Annotated in this window: 13 protein-coding genes; 5 read left to right on the top strand and 8 right to left on the bottom strand. The window is 47.0% G+C overall.

The features are described from left to right. Nucleotides 1-9: 9 nt before the first annotated feature. Nucleotides 10-1,515 carry an arabinosylfuranosidase ArfA gene (gene arfA, locus DC345_RS17615; RefSeq protein WP_113054171.1) on the bottom strand — a complete coding sequence of 502 codons (1,506 nt, stop codon included), beginning with the start codon at nt 1,513-1,515 and terminating at the stop codon, nt 10-12. A gap of 179 nt (nt 1,516-1,694) precedes the next feature. On the opposite strand from arfA, the gene DC345_RS17610 reads away from it, so the two are divergent. Next, entirely contained in the window at nt 1,695-2,603 is a 909-nt protein-coding gene (locus DC345_RS17610) for an ArsR/SmtB family transcription factor (protein ID WP_113054170.1), read from the top strand. An 87-nt stretch (nt 2,604-2,690) separates the two neighbouring features. Here the strand turns inward: DC345_RS17610 and DC345_RS17605 are convergent, their stop codons facing one another. The 5 genes from DC345_RS17605 to DC345_RS17585 form a co-directional block, all read right to left on the bottom strand. Continuing rightward, entirely contained in the window at nt 2,691-3,470 is a 780-nt protein-coding gene (locus DC345_RS17605) for a C40 family peptidase (RefSeq protein WP_113054169.1), read from the bottom strand. Nucleotides 3,471-3,894: 424 nt separating this feature from the next. Beyond that, a complete protein-coding gene (locus DC345_RS17600; protein ID WP_113054168.1) occupies nt 3,895-7,170 on the bottom strand; it encodes a glycoside hydrolase family 48 protein in 3,276 nt (1,091 codons plus the stop codon). A gap of 77 nt (nt 7,171-7,247) precedes the next feature. Continuing rightward, nucleotides 7,248-10,241, bottom strand: a complete 2,994-nt coding sequence (locus DC345_RS17595; RefSeq protein ID WP_113054197.1) for a glycoside hydrolase family 9 protein — start codon at nt 10,239-10,241, stop codon at nt 7,248-7,250. A gap of 330 nt (nt 10,242-10,571) precedes the next feature. After that, nucleotides 10,572-12,308 (bottom strand): methyl-accepting chemotaxis protein, encoded by a 1,737-nt coding sequence (locus DC345_RS17590; RefSeq protein WP_113054167.1) that lies wholly within the window; start codon nt 12,306-12,308, stop codon nt 10,572-10,574. Nucleotides 12,309-12,509: 201 nt separating this feature from the next. Continuing rightward, nucleotides 12,510-13,061, bottom strand: a complete 552-nt coding sequence (locus DC345_RS17585) for an undecaprenyl-diphosphatase (protein ID WP_113054166.1) — start codon at nt 13,059-13,061, stop codon at nt 12,510-12,512. A gap of 184 nt (nt 13,062-13,245) precedes the next feature. Between DC345_RS17585 and DC345_RS17580 the strand changes: the two genes are divergently transcribed. Together DC345_RS17580 and DC345_RS17575 are read left to right on the top strand one after the other, a co-directional pair. Continuing rightward, the gene (locus tag DC345_RS17580; protein ID WP_113054165.1) at nt 13,246-14,235 is read left to right on the top strand and encodes an LCP family protein; all 990 of its coding nucleotides are present in this window, start codon (nt 13,246-13,248) and stop codon (nt 14,233-14,235) included. Between the two features lie 162 nt (nt 14,236-14,397). Continuing rightward, nucleotides 14,398-15,648, top strand: a complete 1,251-nt coding sequence (locus DC345_RS17575) for an acyltransferase (protein ID WP_113054164.1) — start codon at nt 14,398-14,400, stop codon at nt 15,646-15,648. A 50-nt stretch (nt 15,649-15,698) separates the two neighbouring features. Here DC345_RS17575 and DC345_RS17570 read toward each other — a convergent pair whose 3' ends face one another. Beyond that, the gene (locus DC345_RS17570; RefSeq protein ID WP_113054163.1) at nt 15,699-16,433 is read right to left on the bottom strand and encodes a hypothetical protein; all 735 of its coding nucleotides are present in this window, start codon (nt 16,431-16,433) and stop codon (nt 15,699-15,701) included. A gap of 220 nt (nt 16,434-16,653) precedes the next feature. Here DC345_RS17570 and DC345_RS17565 point away from each other — a divergent pair, with 220 nt between their 5' ends. Both DC345_RS17565 and DC345_RS17560 read left to right on the top strand, forming a co-directional pair. After that, nucleotides 16,654-17,601: a hypothetical protein gene (locus DC345_RS17565; RefSeq protein WP_113054162.1), complete on the top strand. Its 948-nt coding sequence runs from the start codon at nt 16,654-16,656 to the stop codon at nt 17,599-17,601. Between the two features lie 36 nt (nt 17,602-17,637). After that, nucleotides 17,638-17,898 carry an NHLP leader peptide family RiPP precursor gene (locus tag DC345_RS17560; RefSeq protein ID WP_240343015.1) on the top strand — a complete coding sequence of 87 codons (261 nt, stop codon included), beginning with the start codon at nt 17,638-17,640 and terminating at the stop codon, nt 17,896-17,898. 78 nt (nt 17,899-17,976) lie between these two features. Here the strand turns inward: DC345_RS17560 and DC345_RS17555 are convergent, their stop codons facing one another. Then, the gene (locus tag DC345_RS17555; protein WP_258530703.1) at nt 17,977-19,836 is read right to left on the bottom strand and encodes a sensor histidine kinase; all 1,860 of its coding nucleotides are present in this window, start codon (nt 19,834-19,836) and stop codon (nt 17,977-17,979) included. Between the last annotated feature and the right edge of the window lie 38 nt (nt 19,837-19,874).

Genomic DNA, 19,874 nt, shown 5'->3' with positions numbered 1-19,874 from the left:
TTTCATCTACTATTGAACTTTCAATCGAATTACGTTCCACGAAGCTTTGGCCAAGCTTGCCGTGATCAATGTATCTGATACTTCTGCATCACCACGATTATGCGGAGCGACGCGATTCGGCTGTGCTGCGGTATTGGCTGCTTTTAGATCATCACTTTCCAGCACAATATGCTCAATCAACCGGCACTTCCCAAAGCTGCGCAGATCCACTTCAAGTGGAAGTGATTCTTCCAGATGACGGTTTACAGCGAAAACAGTTACTTCACCCTGCTCTTCGTTATGCACCGCAATACCCTCCAGATAAGGAACATCCGTAATTTGTTTAGTGTCATATTTCGGGGACTGGATCAATGGTACAAGTGCCGTTCCACGTCCAAACACGGAAGCATGCATAAACGGATAAAAGATTGTCTGTCTCCATGCAGCACCGCCATTATCCGTCATGATTGGAGCGATGACATTGACGAGTTGTGCCAGACAGGCCATCTTAACTCGGTCCGCATGTTTCAGCATGCTGATCAGCATACATCCCACAAGCAGTGCATCTTCATGGTTGTATACGTCCTCCAGCTGTGGCGGAGCAATCTGCCATGGGTCCAGCTTCTTGTCACTATCATTGGAGTGATACCAGACATTCCATTCATCAAAGGACAGGAACATCGTCTTCTTGCTGCGCTTCTTCGCTTTGATATAATCACAGGTCGCTTTTACCGTCTCAATAAAACGATCCATCTCAAGGGAACGCGCAAGGAATGTTGGCGTATCCTGCTCAGCATTACCGTAATACTGATGAAGGGACAGATATTCAACATGATCATACGTATGATCCAGTACCGTGGCTTCCCATTCCGGGAAGGATGGCATACCCAGGGATGAACTTCCGCAGGCGACCAGCTCAATCGTTGGATCTGTCCACTTCATCACTTTTGCCGCTTCAAGTGCAATCCGTCCATACTCTTCTGCTGTTTTGTGACCAATCTGCCACGGGCCGTCCATTTCGTTGCCTAGACACCAGGTTTTGATAGCATGAGGCTCCTTGTATCCATGTTTAATACGCAAATCACTATAGTAGGAACCTTCCGGATGATTGCTGTACTCCACGATGTTGCGGGCTGCATCTACACCCCGTGTTCCCAAGTTGACGGCCATCATGACTTCCGAATTCGCCTGTTTGGACCAATCCACGAATTCGTTGAACCCGAATTCATTGGTCTCGATTGTTCTCCAGGCGAGTTCCAGTCTGCGTTTGCGTTCTGACACAGGCCCAACCGAATCCTCCCAATTGTAACCGGATACAAAGTTGCCGCCAGGGTACCGCACAATCGGAACCTGCAACTCCTTAACCATCTCCAGCACATCTCCACGGAATCCCGCTTCATTCGCCGTAGGATGACCCGGCTCATATATTCCACCATATACGGCACGTCCCAGATGTTCAATAAATGAACCGTATAAACGTTTATCAACTACGCCAATTGTGAAATCCTTGTCTACCGTCATTTTTGCTTTTTCCATCGTGAAGTTCAGCCTCCTAAGATTAATATAAAAATTAATTGATAATCTATGGATCAATGTTCATATTTATATTAAAATCGATTATGGCACCAATTTCAACCTGAATTTTGCAAAATGTTATTCTTTTGACTGGATTTATGTTTAACTTAATTCTATAAATCAAAAATGGAGGAACAGATGTGATTAGAGCAAATACCGATACAGAATGGCTGCCTCTATACGAGGCACTTGCGAGTGAAGTCCGTCTGCAGATTATCAGGCTTGTCGCGGAGACCCCAATGAACGTGAAGGACATTGCCGCATCACTCGGCCTGAGCAGCGCAATTGTAACCATGCATGTTCGCAAGCTTCAGGATGTGGGCGTTATTCAGTCCAAAATGATTCGCAAGGATGGCGGCACGCACAAAATGAACAGCCTGGCCGTCGACTGGATTGGTATCTCCATGCCACAGGAAACGGGAGCTTCCCGCAAGCTTCATGAAGTGGCGATCCCTGTCGGACATTACACTCATTTTGATGTGTATCCAACTTGTGGTCTGGCTACATCCAGTCAGGTCATTGGACAATACGATGACCCACGCTATTTTCTGGATCCCGAACGCATGCATGCCCATATTCTCTGGTTTGGACGCGGATTCGTGGAATACAAAATTCCAAACTATATCTTGTCAGGCCAACAGATCAGTGCCATTGAATTATCACTTGAAATAGGTTCAGAGGCCCCTTCGGTCAACCCAAACTGGCCTTCGGATATTACCTTCATGCTCAATGGCATTCGACTAGGTGAATGGACAAGTCCTGGAGATTCCGGAAATGGACGAGGCATGTTCACCCCGGAATGGTGGAGCGACAGTGTGAATCAATACGGCATGCTCAAAGTGCTGCGGATTACCCATGAGGGCACTTTTATTGATGGACAGCTTATGTCCGAAGTTACGCTTGCCGATATTCCCGTGGAACGAAATCAGTGGACATTGCGCCTCTCCGTGGAGGAAGATGCGCAGCATGTGGGCGGGCTTACATTGTATGGTCAAGGATTCGGCAACTATGATCAGGATATTCTGTTCCGTCTGTACTATCAGGACTAATAAACAACAAAAAGAACCTTCCATCCCCCGTATAGGCAGAGATGAAAGGTTCTATATGTGTTCATTATTTAATAAGCATGCATGAACTTAAAGTGCACTTCCGCCAAACAGGAAACGGTACTCCCAATGTTTGCCGGAGATATCACTAATCGTTACACCGCCGCCGGCATTGGAATAGGTGTGCAGAATTTTGCCGTCACCCAGATAAATGCCCGTGTGGGTAATCGTAGCAGTAGATTTGTTCACACTGGAATATGATGAAGCCGAACTGCCTTTGTAGGACATAAAGTACATCAGGTCACCACGCTTCAGATTTTTCCAATTGGTCTGAACGGTACCGTTGGCTTTCACATAAGCACCTTGTTTACGTGAATCGGATGGAAGCTTGATTCCGAGCGCATCAATAAAGGCCTGGCGGACAAAGCTTGAACAATCGAACGTAGCCGTACTGTTACGACTTGCTCCAAACTCATAAGGCGTCCCCCAATATTTCATACCGGCAGCAATCACTTTCTCCACCGAAGCACTGCCTGTAACTGAACTTCCTGTTGTCGTGTTGCCTTTCACAGCTTGTGTATATTTTGAAGAAGAAGATATGTATCCTGTCCGGTTACCGGAGTCCGTAACTTTATACCAGCCTGATCCGGATTTTTGCAGTACCGTTACGGTCTCTCCTTTTGGCACCAAACGAACAATGCTTGCGGAAGAAGATGGCGATGTACGCAAATTAACTCCCCAGATGACTTTAACTTTTGAATTTTCAACTGCCGCTGCTGATGCAGGTGTCGTTAATGCTCCTGTGGTCAGACTTCCCATCAGCATCGTTGCTGTTACACTTGCAGTAATGATCTTGCTTTTCCAGTTCATGATGTCGTGTTCCCCCTGATGTTACAGAATTTTAACCTGGCCTCATTCGCCGGGCTTGCCCCATTGTAAAACGGGCTGTCCATAACGATCATCAGTCCAAAGTCCTGTATTCGATCAGGCAGGCTTGAGCACTAAGAATCAGGGAAACCTCTCACATCAGTTGGCTAAAACTGCCGTAAATCTCTTCTTTTCCAAAGGTTAAATTATTGTAACTATTTACTGCGCTTCGTTTTACGCAGAAAAGTGCCTTAAGCCAGGCATCACTTAGGACGTGAGTCAAATGACCTATATTTTAATATTTAAATTCTATATTTGGTAAACATTACTATGGTTCATTTCTCAGTTATGAGTACCTGTAATCCCAAAATCATCACAAAAAGCCGGAGATCTCTCCCCGGCTGTACTCTGTCTCCATATGAATTAATTATGGCTCAATACCCCAAGCGTTGACTCCGCCAATATAAGCGGTCACTTTGTCCCAGGCGCTAAAGGCTGTTTTGGAAACATCGAAAGAATAGTCATTAGTCTGATCAAAATTCGTCCAGTTGTTCTTCGAGAAGCGACCCTGGATAATTCCCGTCTCTGCTCCGGCAGCCAGGTTGCCTGCCCCGGATTTGAAACCAATCTCCAGATACGTATCCGCTGTCCCTTTAGCCGGATCTACCGTCACAAAGTGAGCTTCAACGTTGGCGCTGCCAATCTGAGCGTAATCACACCAGAAACTCAGATCGGATGCACTATCCTTCGTAAAGTAATACCGCAGCTTCACCTGGCTCAGATCCACTGCTGTCGTGCCTGTGTTCTTGATATTGAACTGCGGGGTCACCGCATTGCCTGACGTTCCTGAACCGCCATTGCGGTATTGCACTTCAAGTGCACCTGTTGTTACAGGAGGCGCTGTTGGTGTCACCGCCACTACATTGGACAAGGTCTGGCCGCTTGTATTCACTGCCACCACTCGGTAATTGTATGCGGTACCATTCACTGCCGTGGCATCCGTGTATGTCAGTGCCGTCAGACCTGTAGCCAGATCCGTATAGGTTCCACCTGCAACCGAGCGTTGTACCTTGTAACTTGCAGCTCCGGTCGATGCGGTCCATGTCAGTACAGCCTGATTATTGCCTGCCGTTCCTGTAAGGGTTAACACTCCCGGTATAGATATTCCAGCTTGCGGTGTTGCAGAGGCCTGAGCAGAAGGTGCAGATTCACCCGCCGTATTCACTGCGGTCACCACATAATAGTACGTTTTGCCATTGGCCAGTCCTGTATCTGTGAAGGTTGACCCGGTAACCCCCGTTGCTACTGAAGTATACGGGCCGCCGTTTACCTCCGCGCGTTTTACTGTGTAAGAAGCGGCACCAGTGGATGCAGTCCAGTTCAGAATAACCTGTTCACTGCCTGCTGCAGCTGTCAGACCAGCTGGAGCTCCCGGCACCTGAACTCCTGGGCTTCCGGCATCACCCAGGAGACGATCAAATTCACCATACGCGGTAGCCATATCCACCTGTGACCAGAAACGGTGGTACGTAAAGGTTGGTGCGCCATTTTCCCATTTTTTCGTTGTTGGATTATAAGACGTTTTGTACAGATTATCCAGATACGCCCATGCCGGATCTTGCTTGATGGCTGGACGCAGGTCAGAGTAACCAATGTATACGCCATTACCACCTTTGGCCGGGTCAGAAGGTACGCCGGCTGTACCCGGTAACGTGTTCCCCTGTCCGAAGGTTCCCGTCCAGTTCGCCGGAATGTAGATCTCTTTGGCGAAGAAGCGGAAGTAGTCTTTACGTACTTCTTCGGTGACAATCCCCACACCATCATTGTAATCCCAGGCTGTATTCAGCAGTTTCTCGGCCATGTCTTTGGCTTTCTGTCCTTTGGCACTGAGTACGCCGCCTTCCGCTTGAGTCCCTGCAGCAAAGAACGTCAGGGCTTTAATATAACTCCCCAGTACACCCGTATCCTGGGCAGGATCTTTGGTTACCACATGGAAATTAGGATTGTTCGTAAAGGAACTGAACCCGTTCCATTTATCCGGTTGCCCCTGCCATTCCTGGCTGCCTGGAATCCAAAATTCGCCAGGTGCAGGTGTTGTGGCAACCTGTGCATTGGTACCACCAAGAATACGCTGACCTGCCGCATTCAGATAATATCCTTCAGCATCCGTCACTGGACGCTCATCGACGAATACATAATCCTTGGCCCAGTCGACCCACTTGGTTATGACTTTTTTGGCCATTTCGAAGTTCTCGGAGCTGAGGTCCCCGCTCTCGGCAAGAATGTAATACATCTCGGCTACACGCTCCAGCGACCAAGCCTGGAAACCAAACCATGTGTTGGAGTCCGGGTCCCGGTATACCGGAGCTTCCTGATAAGCCATGTCGTAGAACGTACTTGTTCCGGCAGGATAAGCTTTGTAAGAGCCATCAAAACTGTTCGTCGCTCCACCACCAATTGCCCCTTCGTGAGACTGCAACCAGGTGTAGAACTCCAATTGGCGCTTCAGCGATGCATTCCAATCTGCTTTGGCTGTTGTCGATTTTGGAATCAGGCCGCCTGCCGGATCAGACAATGCATACGCTGCCACCGGATTCTGGTAAGCCTGATGCGTATGACTGGCTCCAATCCGCCATGCCCAGTTCCCACTCTCGCCAAGGCCGCCGCCCCATGAGGTATACCATGCCATCAGATACATATTAGAGTCTTTGCCTGTACCAGCAGTTGGTGTACCGTTCTTGGCACTTCCGATCTTCTGGAAGTACTTGTCATGCATCCCATAGCGCAGATAGTCACCCATCTTCTTCGCTTTGTCCAGATACGCTGTATTGGTGTAGCCCATCTCCTTCGCCCAATACAGTACCTGCACCGCACGCGCATCAGCATCCGTTGCGTTGGTATAACGCCACTGGGCTGCCGGAGCCTGGGTCTCCTTGGTGAACAGGCTCATGAAACCTTCGCCCGTTTTGCCAAACGTTTTATTGTCCTGGGATGGATGTGGGATGGCCTCCCACACAGACTCCTGCTCTCCACGTTGGAACGTATTCACGTAAGCCGCTGTATGATTCGGATTCAGCAGATTACCATAGCCGTACCAATTATCCACATCCAGCAGCCAATGCATCAGGTACGTCTGATTGTTGCCGTAGGAAGCTTTCAACTCAGCATCAAGCGGGTCTTTTCCTGCAGCATATTGACCGTTAATGGCAGATGGATATTGATCCGGAAAAGGTTTTTCTGCTGCATAGGTGGCCGGGCTGTTTGGATTGTAATAACTCATCGTAGGCTGCTCTTCCTTGCCGTCACCTTCATTGACAGGGATGATGTATTTCTCCATGCTGTCCCAAGCGGCTTCCAGTTTGGACCAATCACCCGTATAGTGACCGTACATCGTTTCCAGCCAGAGCCAGTAACTGTATGCCTCGGATGTCGTCATGTGCCCATAATCCGGTGCCTCGCTCATCAGCGTTTCAATGGAGTGATACGGAATGCCCTCTGGAGAAAAATAACCGTTCGTCGGGTCCTTCAGTTGATCATACAATTGCAAAAATCGAGCTTCGTTTATTCCGTCCGCCTGAGCATCAATGGTCTGCTCTTCGGCATAAACCGTTTGGGGACCCGCCCACAAGCCAGTGTACCCGGTTAACATAACGGTGCCTGCTAGCATGGCAGACAAACTTTTTTTCGCAGCTGATTTCAACATGTACATACCTCCCTGGAATGGTGAAATTCAATTAGAATTACTGTGGGTCTGCCCATGTTGTTGAACTCCCTTTTAGGTTACGGCTCCATGCCCCAGACTTTCGTATCTCCCTGAAACCCAGTTACCTGATTCCATGCGGTAAAAGCTGTCTTGGTTGCATCATAGGAATAGTCGTTGCTCTGATCGAAATTGCTCCAATTGTTCTTGGAAAAGCGCCCCTGGATCACGCCCGTCTCCGCTCCGGCAGCCAGGCTGCCAGCCCCGGATTCGAAGCTGATCTCCAGATACGTATCCGCTGTATCTTTTGCCGGAGCCAGCGTGACAAATTTGCCTTCAATATTGGCCGTGCCAATCTGGGCATAATCACACCAGAAGGTGAGATCCCCTGCACCATCCTTGGTAAAATAATATCGGAGCTTCACGGTACTCAGATCAATTGCCTGAGTGCCTGTGTTTTTCAGATTAAACTGCGGAGTCACCGCATTGCCGGAAGCACCTGACCCTCCGTTACGATATTGCACCTCAAGCGTGCCCGTCGTGGCCGGAGGCGCACTCGGTGTCACCGTCACGATGTTGGACAACGTCTGTCCGCTCACATTCACGGCGGCGATTCGATAACTGTACGCCGTTCCGTTTGCCGCTGTTGCATCAATATAATTCAAACCTGCCAATCCAGTTGCCACATCGGTATATGCACCGCCTACAATTGAGCGCTGTACCTTATAAGTCAAAGCTCCCGATGCTGCCGTCCAGGTCAGAATCGACTGGGCATTGCCTGCCGTACTGCTTAATGTCAGTGCGCCGGGCAGCGATGTTTCAGCCTGTGGCGTGGCAGAGACTTGTGCAGAACCGGGCGATTCCCCGGCTGAATTAACAGCCGTCACTACATAATAATAGGTCTTCCCGTTCGTGAGCCCCGTGTTCGTGTACGTCACCCCATGGACACCTGTCGCTATAGATGTATATGGCCCTCCATTCACCTCGGCACGCTTTACGGTGTACGATTCCGCCCCAGGAGATGTTACCCAGTTCAGGATGACCTGAGCATTTCCTGATACAGCCTGCACCCCCGAAGGTGTAACAGGAGTGACGACCGGTGTAACACCAGGTTCCTGACCGTATATTCGTATTCCCGCATCGTAGACTGGGAGATATACGCTCTTCGCCACATTGCCTGTGCCCAAGCCCTGGAATGAATGATCATTATTCGCATTCCAGGCGCCTTGCGGGCCGGTAATGCGGAACTGGACTTCTTTGCGATAATGTCCTTCCCCGCCTGGATATATCTTGGTTCCGGTAAAGTCCGCTGTAACAGCGTAGATTCGTTTCGTTGCATCAACCACAACTGGTTGGGATACGATAGCCCCCTCGGCGTATGCGGTTGTAACATGGACATCAGAAACGGTGTAACCTGCAGCGTATACTTCACTCAAATCCACGAAATAGCGAAATGACAACTTATCCCCCATCCGCGCAGGCCAGCCGGAACGATTGTTCAGTTGAGCCTTGATTTCCGTGTAATTGGAACCGGATGCCTTAACAGCAGCTTCGACAAAGAACTCATCCGTCTTTACTTCCGGAGACGGAAAATTCGCGATGGGCTGATCGTTCTGGCCGAATAACAGATTCATTTTGGCTAACGCGCCTGTAAAGCCTGCATTGTAATCGGTTGCCACCTCATTGCTGACATAGTCCCCAATGGAATCGGTATAGGCATCCGTTGCATCCGGTCCACCAACCATCGCGCCGTACAACGTGTGACGGTGCTCTGAAGGTACATTTTCATTGTTCGTCCATGAACTGTGGGAGGTCCGATGATGAGGGTGCTTAGGCGGATTCTGACCATAACCAACCACATAACTGCTTTGGCGAGGATTATCCCCCAGAATGTAGTTCATTTGAGAGACGGCAAAGTCCTGATACCTTGCTTTCTTCACCGGATCACTGACCCAGTCGGAATATACAAAAGCAATAAACGATGCATTCGCTGCATACCGGAGCGATCCCCAAGTATCAAGCCAGGCAAGCCCGCCCGGTGTATACTTGATCCTTTGTCCATTCGTGCCTACAGACCAATAATCCAGATTGCGCTCCGTGGATTGAATGAACCGCGTCGCTTCTGGCATGTTCAGACTCGACGTAATGCGGGCCAGCAGAATCTGGGCTCCGTAGTGTTTGTCATCCCAGCCTTGGGTCCAAGTATAGGCCCAGTTCCCGTTCTGCCCATCCGCCTGCCACAGATTCGCTGTAGCAATCGCCTTGGATAAGTAAGCGCTATCATTTGTCGCCATATATAACCATGTTGCTGCCCAGGCGAGCTCATCATAGTAACCTGTCCATGAATTGTAGAACGATTGGGCATCTGTAATGCAATCCGAATATTTGCCTCGATACGTATCCGCGAAGCTGTACAGTTCCTTGGCATGTTGGAGCAGTTTGTTGGCATAAGTCGGGTCACTGTCCCGGAACACAATGGATGAAGAAGCGAGTGCCGCTGCGGTTTCACCCGCCAGTTCGCTTCCCGGACAGGATGCGTCGATCTTATAAGCAGGACGGTTCATCTGCATCACTTCAGCCGGTCCCCACCAGGCATGGTCTGTATTGCCTGCTCCAACCTGTCCCCATAATTCATTTGGTTTCGTATGCGCTTTCACAAAATAGTCTGTGGCCCATCTCAAGTTATCCTTAATCTGCTCCAGTTGCCCTGCCTGCTCGTATCCCTCACGGTATTCCACAACAGACCAAGCTAACATCGTAGCCGAATAAGCCATAGGCAGACCAAATTTCACATGATCTCCAGCATCGTACCACCCTCCGGTCAAGTCAACCCCAACATCCGCTCCGTCATTTAATCCGGAATCACCACGCCATTCCACCCGATTGTCTTCCGGCAATTTCCCAGAACGCTGTGTTTCATAGAAATAAACTGCCTTCTGTAATGCCTCCGCATAGTTATGATTCCCGGCAGCCGCATCTGCCTTGCCATTCCATGCCTGTATGGATGTACTTCCTGCCAGTAGCCCTGCCGATAACGCGAGAATAGCGATTCGTCTCCACCAGCTTCCCTTCATCTTCAACCATTCATCTCCTTCTGCAATAATCGTCTCACATTTTTCAATTACACTGATGTAATGACCCGCTCCTTCCTATGGTGTGACTCCATGTATTTTCCACCATTAATTACCATTATAGCTTTTTACTTCAGTTGCAATATCAGCGCTGGTGACTTCTGAAATAACATTGTTGTGACATGTTTGGGTAGTGATATGACAAAAAAGACTGCCCCTCATATCGCATGAACGCAATATGAGAAACAGTCCTGGTATTTTGAATAAGTCGTGCTACAGGTTGCATTATGATCCATGGTACTATCCAGTCCGAACACCTGTCTTTTGGATCGTTTACACTCTGAATTTGTTGATTTGCTCCTGCAACTCTTCAGCCATTTTGGACAAAGAACCTGCGGATGAAGCAATCTCTTCCATTGAAGCCAGCTGCTGCTGGGTTGCGGCAGATACATTATGCACCCCACCTGCTGCTTCTCCAGCGATGTTAGAGATCTGATCCACATACCCTACAACTTCATTTGTACTTGCTGACATTTCCTCTGAACCTGCAGATACTTCCTGGATTTCACCAGCGACCTTGTTCACTGCATCCGAAATCTGCTCAAAGGCTTGTCCAGCCGCTGTTACAATCTCAATGCCGGCTTCCGTTTCATTGCTGTTCACTTTCACAGCCTGCACGGCATGATCTGTATCCTTCTGAATCAATTGGACTATATCCGTAATCCGTTGCGCGGATGTAGAAGACTCCTCTGCGAGCTTCCGTACTTCTCCGGCTACGACTGCGAAACCACGTCCGTGCTCACCTGCACGTGCCGCTTCAATTGCTGCATTCAATGCAAGCAGATTGGTCTGACGGGCAATATTGTTGATAACCTCGGTAATGGTACCAATCTCTGCGGAACGTTCTCCCAACCCTGTAACCAGTTCTGTCAGTGATGCAATGGAGTTGCGAACAGATCCCATCTGTTCAACAGCCTGCTGAATAATCATATTTCCTTCGGCTGACTGATTCGCTGCATCAACAGCAGATACGGATACACTTTGAGCAAGCTCAGCAATTTGTTCCGAACCAAGAGCCATCTCACTCATCGCCTGTGAAGAACGTTTCACCATATCTACTTGATCCGATGTACCTACAGCCAATTCCTCAACCGTCTCGGAGATCTGTTCCGACGCCCTTGTATTCTGCTCAGCACTCGCGAGAAGTTCTTCCGAGGAAGCAGCTACCTGTTCGGATGTCATCGATACGGATTGAATCATCTCCCGCAGGTTGCCAGTCATCACATTGAAGGAATCGGCCAACGTTCCCAGCTCATCCTTGTTCTTGAGAACAATCTTCTCACTGGTCAAATCCCCATCTGCAATCAACATCGCTGCTGCATTCATCTTCTGAATTGGACGTGAGATGATACTTGCAATGAAGAAGGCAATAAACATGGCGACCAGGAAAGCAACAATGGTTACCCCCAAAATAACATTAAATGCTTTTTCGGCCAGTTCAACCGATGCATTCGTTGCCGAATCAGAACCCTGATTCCCCATCACAATCAATTGGGCAATCGTATCGTTGGCGGTATACCACAAAGAATAAGCTGCCGTGTGCAGTCTGCTGGCCTCGTCATAATCATTTTTCAATCCCAGCTCAATGAATTCAGGCATTTTGGCCAAATAAGCGTCATAGTTCGTGCTAAATTCTTTGTAAAGCTTCATTGCTTCTTCATTGCTATCTATAAATGAGAGCAATTGTTTTCGTTCATCCTCAATTTTGGCAAGGAGCTGATCCAGCGCTTCATTCATTTTGGCAGTTTCATTTTCATCCTGCTCAACAATGACGGCAAGAGCGAGGCGCTCTACATCGGAAACATCACCATTCATTTGACCCAACAGAGATACACTTGGCATCCACGTTTTGTCAACATCATCCGCTTTGCTGGACATGCCATGAATTTGGGTCAACGCGTAAATGCTGACAAAAGCCAGAAGTGCCACCACAATCAGAAATCCGGTCAGTAATTTCATTCGAATTGTCAATCTTAATTTCCCCATCATGCTTCCCTGCGCGTCTTTCATGTTCCCCACTCCTCAACTAGTACATATTTATAATATATCGACACGTATCGCCATGAATTGTAGATATCAGAATTCGATTTTTGTAAATTTCAGTTAACTTCGAAATAAACACAAAAAAAGCCTTAAGTCTTTGGCTCACCAATGACTTAAGGCTTCCATATACGAAACTTCTCTTCCAATCCCTACTATATTCAACCGTTTCTAACGAAAAATTCGACGATGAATGTTAATGAAAAAATCGGGAATCGACTTGGTATAATTACGCGTAGCAATCAAGATTACACTAACCAGACTACCCAGAATGAATCCGCCCAGAATATCCCCAGGGTAATGTACACCAACATAGACACGCGAGACTCCTGTCAGCACAGCAAGCAACAGCATCCACATTCCGAAGCGACGTCCGATAAAAAATGAAGCTGCAGCCAGCGCAAATACGAAGGAGGCATGTTTACTTGGGAAAGATGGATCTGGCACATGCGGAACCAGTTGATTCACCGTGCCTTCCATGAACGGTCTGGGATGACCTACCACAGGTGAAATTCCCCATTTTGCCAGAACAAGTGCTACGATCGAAGCTACACATGCATAAAACACAATTCGTTGCTTCGACGGATTGCCAAGAAACCACACAATCACAAGAAGCCCTATCATAACCCAAACGGCATATTCAGATGATGTAATCATAAACCAGTCCAGAAACGGAATACGATCAGCAAACTGGTTGATCCAATTAAATACAGATTGATTCATAACAGTCGTTTAATACCTCCATTACACAAAACACGATTATTTTTTACATAATAAATATACACTAACTATTTGTCAAACATGTCGCCTAGTAACCGAACTTTCGAAATCAAAGAGGACATTTCTCTTACTTTTTGTTAAACTAGTTTGGGTTACATAATAGTTCATTCATAGAAAGGTGAAGATTATGCTTAAGAAATGGTTATGGGGAACATCCCTAACCCTGGCACTTGCCATAGCCGGTGTCATTGTATATTACGGATACTCGATCGTTCATTTTGCCAATAGCATCTCAACTGCTTCCGAGACTTCCACTTCTGACACAAACCAAAATACGGACACTCCAACCACTCCTGTTCCTAAATGGGAAGGGAAGGAACGAGTTAACATTTTGCTGCTTGGCGGTGACACCAGAGGGGATGATGCCGGCCGTTCAGATTCGGTCATGGTCGCTTCCATTGATCCGGTATCCAAGAAAGCCCATCTATTCTCTGTTCTGCGTGATACATATGTAGACATTCCGGGACATGGCAAAAGCAGGCTCAACGCAGCCTTCTCTTACGGAGGAGCGGAATTAACCAAACAAACGGTTGGTGACTTGCTTGGCATCCCTATTCAGCACTACGTGTATACCGATTTTATTGGATTCATGGCGCTGGTTGATGCTGTAGACGGAATCGATATTGATGTGGAGAAAGACATGTATTATACCAGCAAAGCAGATAAACATATGTACGATATCGATCTCAAAAAAGGACTTCAGCATATGGACGGTAAGACCGCCCTGCAATATGTCCGGTTCCGGCATGATGCCACATCAGACTTTACGCGTACCGAACGGCAGCGGATTTTCATGACTGAGCTAGCCAAGAAGATGCAAAGCACGACTTCACTCTTCAAGATTCCTGAAATATTGGAAGCTGTCGCTCCATATATCGAGACAGACCTCAGTCCAACACAGATGTTAAAATTAGCTTCGCTCGGATTCGATATTAATGTGAATGAAATCGATAAACAGCAGATCCCTCCTAACAAGTTGCTTACCAATGAGCTTGCAGGTTCTGCCCAGGTACTCGGTGTTAATAAACCGAAACTCCAAGCATACATTCAGAATTTATTTGAGGAAGATGCAAAATCTTCAGACGATGAATCAACAAAAGTACAAGACTTAAACTAAAAAGGAATGGAAACAAAATGAGGCAGGTATCGCAAAGATACTTCGACAAAAAGATGGCTGCTGCCATCTTTTTTTGTACCTATTTCCTCCATTTAATGCAGTCTTAATGTTCAACAGGTACCCTTAAATGATGAATTCCGGTTACACGAAGGAGGAATACACGTGAATAAACCGCGAATCGTGGAATGGACTCAACTGCGCGGCCTTGCATTTCTCGCCATTGTGATGCAGCATAACATTGCAGAATATATATATCGCGCTGACATTGAACAACCTGATTCCATCATGCTGACCATGATTTATCATCTGACTCGTTTTGGTACGCCGACATTCGTCTTTCTGTCCGGTGTAATGCTGTTCTATCATCATAGTCATACCAAGCCGGATTACCCCAAGTTTATCCGTAAGCGGTTTGGAGATATCTATGTGCCCTTTGTGGTATGGACGTTTATCTATTGGTTGTTTGTCCGGGTATTCACACCCGAGTTCTGGCTTTCGGGTATGCCAGACTTCCGCAGTCTTGTTCGTGAACTGTTCCTCCCCCAGACGGGATACCATCTGTGGTTTGTGATTATGGTGTTTCAGTTCTATATTCTGTTTCCCCTGTTTCTTGCGGGAGCCAAGTTCATTCGGAAACGTATTGAAAAAGTTACACGCTTCACCCCGATGCAATCCGTCGTCACGCTGATTCTCATTGGGATGGCATTATACACTTTACTTATGAAATGGTCCTACTACGATATGGGCGGGTGGACAGCTTCCTTACCCCAACCTTGGTTGGGTTTGCTGCAATATCGCTCTTATTCATGGGTTATGTACTGGTTTTACTTTTTGCTGGGCGCAGTCTGTGCCTGGTCAGTGGATAGTTGGAGAAGTTGGACCGCAAAAGTATTGCCCTGGATGGTCTGTCTGTTTATCGGCATGTACATCTGGCTTGGGTATGATGTGCTGCGAGGGTCCGGCGATGTCGTTAACCTGAATATATCAACCTATCTGAAGCCAACAACATTCATCATCATCATGGCCCAGATGTTCATGTTCTATGGGTTCCTTGTACTGCTGCGAGGCAAAGATACACCATTTCAGCGTCTCCTGACGTGGATTGGCCGATATTCCTTTGGTGGCTATCTGGTTCATGCACTGGTTATCTACTGCATCGCGTATATTACCCGGCCTCTTACATTAACTGATTGGCATCTTCCGGTTACATTGCTTTCGTTTCTGGTCACCGTGGCAACGTCTCTTGCAATCAGCTGGGGACTTTCCCAACTTCCTGGTTCTCGCTTCACCATAGGTTTACAACGAAAGAAACACCTAAGTCCCCGTTTACGTGATACTGTTTCGGCGGGCAGAACAAGTTCGCCCGAGCGTAGTCCGTCAACTAGCGCCAATCGCAGTCCGGAAACCAGCTAATCCTGATTGAATATAGAAAGAGCGTCTCCCTTCGTGGAAGACGCTCTTTTTCACTTCACTTCTGTGGAAGCGGATCGACCAGGTACAGGTTCGTGAGGACCAGGAGCTTGATGTGCATGGCCCTTCTGATTAACGAACCTTTTCAGGTCACCCGTCAACTGCTCCTTCAACTTGTCTACCAACTGCGTTTCACTGATGCCTTTTGCCTGAGCAATCTCAGCCAGTGATTTCCCGCTTTGAAGCTGCTGATGGAGCTGCTCTGGGGTGATGCCGAGAAAACGTGCAATAGCGCCCTTGTCCATCATTGGATGTCTGTTGCCGTGGTGAGCGAACTCACGTCTTAACTCCCGAAGTGGTGTGTTGATTACCTTCTTCAGCTTCGTATCCATACCTGCTTTGGCTGCTGCTGCCTGCTCTTTCGTGAGACAGCCTTCTTCGGCTGCTTTATCCAATCGCTGAGAGAGCGAAGGCTTCAGCTTCTCCAACAATTGATTTTCACTAAGTCCCTTACGTTCCTTGGCAATCTGAGTCAACGTCTTGCCAAGCTCCATTTGTTCCTTTAAATCACGGAGCCCAATACCGAGCAGATCTGCGGTTTCTCCAATCATAAACAGGCCATGACCTGCTTGCATGCAAGGCTTCGTCTGGTTTGTAGAGGAGGATGGTGTTGCCACATGATCTTCAACAGATCTATTCGGATCAGCGGATGCCGTATAGCCGGTTGATGCTGTTATAAATACGGCTGCCAATCCGGCTGCCATCCATTTTTTCCATTTGTATTTCATTTCTCTTCTTCCTTTCATATGTCAAAATCCTGTGCCCTCTTAGTTTGAGCCTAACTTCCGCTTTTTTATGCCATAAAAATACAAAATGTCATAGTTTTTTTCACAATTCATCACAAAACATCCTATTTTTTTCAATTCATTTCCGGTATACTGAGAGTAACTTCATGATCTAGTCGAAAAGTCCTTAATTACTTTATTATGGGAAGGGCGTAACCAAACGATGCGGAGAGAATGGTTTGATCCGTTTAGATCCGATGTGGAGGTGGTGTTCGCTGCAGCAGAGCAGCTGGTACAGAAATATCCTGAACCAATGTCAGAACATGCACTAGAACAACTTCATTTGGTCAATCCTTTGTTACGAGATTCGGGTCACAGCTACATCGGCTACATTATTCCTTTGTGGATGCAGCTCTCGGATGGTCTACCTCCAGAGAAGGCACACAAACTAAGTACTGCTTGTCTCCTGCATATGCTATATTTTCTGAATCAGGATGAAGTTATGGACGAGCAGCCAGAAGATGTGACACTGAAATTATCACTGGGTAATCTTTACTACGTGGATGCGATCTGTGTCTATTCAGAGCTATTCAGCCTTTCTTCCCCGTTCTGGACGTATTTCAGACAGTATGTGGAGGATTGGGCCATGAGCGTCACCGGTGAGAACTCCATAGACTATTTCAAGAGAAACCCGCTATTAATCGCCCAAAAAGCCGCCCCACTTCAACTTGGAGCTGCGGGCTCACTCCTTCTTTTGGAACAGGAGCATCGGATTACTCCGGTATGTTCTGCCGTCAACATTGCACTGATGACTCTCCAGATGACAGATGACTTCACAGACACGAAACAAGATGCTGTGCACGGAAATTACAACAGCTTCCTCTCCCACATATCCGCAGCACTGGAACATAACTACCCAGCTCATCCTGTAAGCGAACGTGTACATGATAATGTTTACAATACCCAATTGATGAACTCCTATGTAGACATTGCTCAACAATATAACATCAGACTGACATCTTCTAACTCGGGAATTTCGCATCTCGAAGCATTTAATTCCTACTTATGCGGCATTCTGGGACAAACTGTTCACGATATCGAACAACACAAAAAAATGCTTTTTCAAGGCGGGTTTCATTACTGGATCAGCGAGAAACAACATTTGTCCTAATCACCAAAGAAGAGCTGGTACAGTTGAATTTTAAATATGAAGGGAATGTTGACGATGATGGTATCAGAGAAAACGTTGCACGAGGATATTATTGAAAAGGCCTGGACTGATGAGCACTTCAGACAACAACTGCACTCCAACCCGAAGCAAGCGCTTCGCGAAGCATTTGGCATTGATATTCCTGAACATATTCAAGTCCGTACTGTTGAAGAACAACAGAACGATTACGTTCTCGTGATTCCTCCCAATCCATCCAAAGTGGATTATGACGTCAATTGCGGACCGTGGAGAAGCTAAACGGATTAAATTGAATATGTAATTGAACAACATCAGGGGTAGCGAACAAAAAAAGCCATCGTACACTTCTGCCGCTCGTCATTCGACGAACGCAGCAAAAGATACGACGGCTTCTGTTCCTACCCCTTTTGTGCTTGTAAAGCTGATCTGCCCATGCATGGCTTCAACGATTCGGAAAGTCACCATCATTCCAAGGCCTGTCCCCTTAATTTTATTCGAGAAATATGGCTCCCCAAGCCGGACCAGCGCTTCCTCATCCATGCCCTCTCCATTATCTCTAACATGTACCTTAACGATCCCATCCTGGGCATAAGCCCAAATATCGATCTGACCCTGTCCTTGCAGAGCTTCTATACTATTCTTAATAATATTAATAAAAGCCTGTTTGAACTTGGAGGAGTTCCCTCTAATCCATAGATTGGGCGGAATGTCAGTTGTTATTTTGCCGCCTTCCAGATTAGCCATCGGTACAAGAATACCCTCAATATGATTAAATTCGTCCGCGATATTCAAAGAGACAATATGATCGAACTCCGGTTTGGCAAACGTGAGGAAATCGGTAATAATGCCGGATGCCCGATCGAGCTCCTCCAGAGCTATCCGCACATACCCTTTGTTTTTGTTGTCTTCCTGCTCTGTCATGAGCTGAAGGAATCCTCGTGTCACCTGCAGTGGATTACGAACCTCATGAGCAACCGAGGCAGCCAATTCGCTTATAATCTCCATTTTCTCGGAACGCTGCAACTCATTATTAAACAATTCCAACTCTTTTGAGTATTCAAGCACTTTGGTATGTTTTTCAGCAAATCGGCTTCCCAGTATGGCAATAAGTGAGATAATAAAAGCAACCATGGACCATTTCCACCATATCAGATGATATGTTCCATTACGCTGGTAATACCACAGTAGTTCAGCAACACTGATTAATGCAAATGTGCCGAATCCCGTAGCCAGCAAAAGAGCTTCCCGGCTCCGTTGAAGCGCTTTGGCGATGGTGCCGATCATCAAGATGCTCAACAGGATAACGAGAACAAATCCAATTACATTCTGAACCAACAAAGTATAGAGCATGTCCCATTGACCGCCTGAAATAAAATCAATCATCAGGGCAGCCACAGCTACTACAGAATAGATGAATTGGAATTTTCTTAGTTTGGTAAAGATGCCATAACGACCTGGTCCGATAATTTGTTCAAAAAAATAACAGAGTGCAGGCATGCCCATCAGCATAGCCAGGTCAAACAATACGGAATACAGATTACCGTAAACCTGATAGAACGTATATAAAAACTGTGAATAGGTGATAATCATCGTTCCAATAGAACCCATCACGATACATAGCGAAATCCACAACCCTTTATGGAATTTCCCCAGGAAAAAAGTGCAACTCAGCATCGTTAGAGCCGTGAACACAAAGGTCGCTCCCAATATTACATCAAGCAGACCATTGTGAATGTATTTTTCCTGTAATGTAGCATAAGGCCCAACCTGAACTGTTCCATAAATGCCAAGTCTGCCTTTTTCATTCTCGGACCATACATACAGTCTGCTACCTGAATTCTCACTCGAAAGGGGCAACAACACAGCGTTGTTATCATAATTGTAATGATAATTCTCATAAACCCTACGATCGTCCAGATAGATTACAATGTGGTTCCCTTTAATATTCTCAAAACGGATTGCCGAGCTATCTTCGTTTATTTTAGGAATGGTCACGCGTGTCCACATGGAACCTGAAGGGGCTTCTACGCTGCTATATTCCAGCTTTTCTGCACCTTGCTTCTCCCAGATCTCCTCCGAACCTTGAACCTCACTGATGAATCCCTGATCGTGTACGTTCCCCCATTTTACTTCCCATCCCGTAATGGATACAGGTTTGTCAACTTCTCCTGCAGTCGCTGAGACGAAATCATGCGGCAAGCAAAGAATATTCAACATACTTATCCATAAGATGATGATAGCTTTGGGCACATTTT

Origin of the sequence: Paenibacillus taichungensis (assembly GCF_003287275.1) — a bacterium.
Taxonomy (GTDB): Bacteria; Bacillota; Bacilli; order Paenibacillales; family Paenibacillaceae; genus Paenibacillus; species Paenibacillus taichungensis_A.
The sequence above is the reverse complement of the archived record's forward strand: the minus strand, read 5'-3'. Positions and strand labels throughout refer to the sequence as shown.